This window comes from Burkholderia sp. LMG 13014 (assembly GCF_905232215.1).
GTDB lineage: Bacteria > Pseudomonadota > Gammaproteobacteria > Burkholderiales > Burkholderiaceae > Burkholderia.
Genome location: NZ_CAJNKE010000970.1, coordinates 1 through 1,441, shown reverse-complemented (window position 1 = coordinate 1,441; position 1,441 = coordinate 1). Strand labels below are relative to the sequence as shown.

Below are 1,441 nucleotides of genomic sequence, written 5' to 3'. Positions count from 1 at the left end.
CCGCTCGACGGTAGCGAGCGCGGCGCGCATCTCGTCGATCACCTTGCGGTAGTCGGGCTTGCCGAAGATCGCCGAGCCCGCGACGAAGGTGTCGGCACCGGCCGCCGCGATTTCCGCGATGTTGTCGGTCTTCACGCCGCCGTCGACTTCGAGCAGGATCTCGCGGCCGGTGCGCTCGGTGTACGCGTCGATGCGTGCACGTGCTTCGCGCAGCTTGTTCAGCGTTTCCGGAATGAACGACTGGCCGCCGAAGCCCGGGTTGACCGACATCAGCAGCACGAAGTCGAGGCGATCCATCACGTGGTCGAGGTAGTTCAGCGGCGTGGCCGGGTTGAACACGAGGCCGGCCTTGCAGCCGTGGTCGCGGATCAGCGACAGCGTGCGGTCGATGTGATCGGAGCCTTCCGGGTGGAAGCTGATCAGGTTTGCGCCGGCCTTTGCGAAATCGGGCACGATCCGGTCGACCGGGCGCACCATCAGGTGCACGTCGATCGGCACCTGCACGTGCGGGCGGATCGCTTCGCATACGAGCGGGCCGATCGTCAGGTTCGGCACATAATGGTTGTCCATCACGTCGAAGTGGATCCAGTCGGCGCCGGCGGCTACGACGTTGCGGACTTCTTCGCCGAGCCGTGCGAAATCGGCCGACAGGATGCTGGGAGCGATACGAAATTGGGTCATGGCAGGGGAGCGGGGACGTTGCGGCGCAAAACCGTCATTCTACCGTCCGGCGACCCGGTGCGCGGCGGCGGGCTGTGCGGCCGAGGCCCGATTGCGCATAGAATGCCGAACCAATGCGGCGCGCCCGCGGCCCCGTTGCCCATGCCGGCACGGGCAGTCACCTTCCACCGGAAACATCATGAGTCAGTATCAGTTCACCGTTTCGGTGAAAACCAGCTACTTGCCGGAACAATCCGACCCCGATCGCCGTCAATACGCATTCGCGTACACGCTGACGATCCGCAACACGGGGCAGGTCGCGGCGCAGCTGATCGCGCGTCACTGGATCATCACGGACAGCGAGAACCACGTGCAGGAAGTGAAGGGGCTCGGCGTCGTCGGGCACCAGCCGCTGCTGCAGCCGGGCGAGCACTTCGAGTACACGAGCTGGGCCGTGATCGCGACGCCGGTCGGCACGATGCGGGGCGAGTACTTCTGCGTGGCGGAAGACGGCGAGCGCTTCGAGGCGCCGGTCGACGAGTTCGCACTGCACATGCCGCGCACGCTGCATTGAGCGTGCGGAGCGCGTCGGTGCGTTAGCGCGTTAGCGCGGCTGGCGGTCGTTGTTGCTGCGGGCGTGCTTCTTCCTGCCCGACGACGTCCACACGACGATGAAGATCAGCAGGGCAAGCGCTACGAAGGCTTCGAGCGCGAAGATGAGCATCGGATATTGGTCGAGAAAATCTGACATGGCGGTTTCCATCAAGAACGGACATTGTAT

Annotated in this window: 2 protein-coding genes; one reads left to right on the top strand and one right to left on the bottom strand. The window is 64.7% G+C overall.

Annotated elements, in window-relative coordinates; genetic code table 11:
* Positions 1–681: ribulose-phosphate 3-epimerase (gene rpe / locus JYJ84_RS36620; protein WP_205190294.1), on the bottom strand; the 681-nt coding region annotated here is incomplete at its 3' end.
* A 178-nt stretch (positions 682–859) separates the two neighbouring features.
* Here rpe and apaG point away from each other — a divergent pair.
* On the top strand, positions 860–1,234 hold the full coding sequence (gene apaG / locus JYJ84_RS36615) for a Co2+/Mg2+ efflux protein ApaG (protein WP_122944377.1): 375 nt from the start codon (positions 860–862) through the stop codon (positions 1,232–1,234).
* The last annotated feature ends 207 nt before the right edge of the window (positions 1,235–1,441 follow it).

Bases quoted from the DNA above. Each gene is read 5' to 3' on its own strand.
- apaG (WP_122944377.1), top strand. From the start codon at position 860: ATGAGTCAGTATCAGTTCACCGTTTCGGTGAAAACCAGCTACTTGCCG.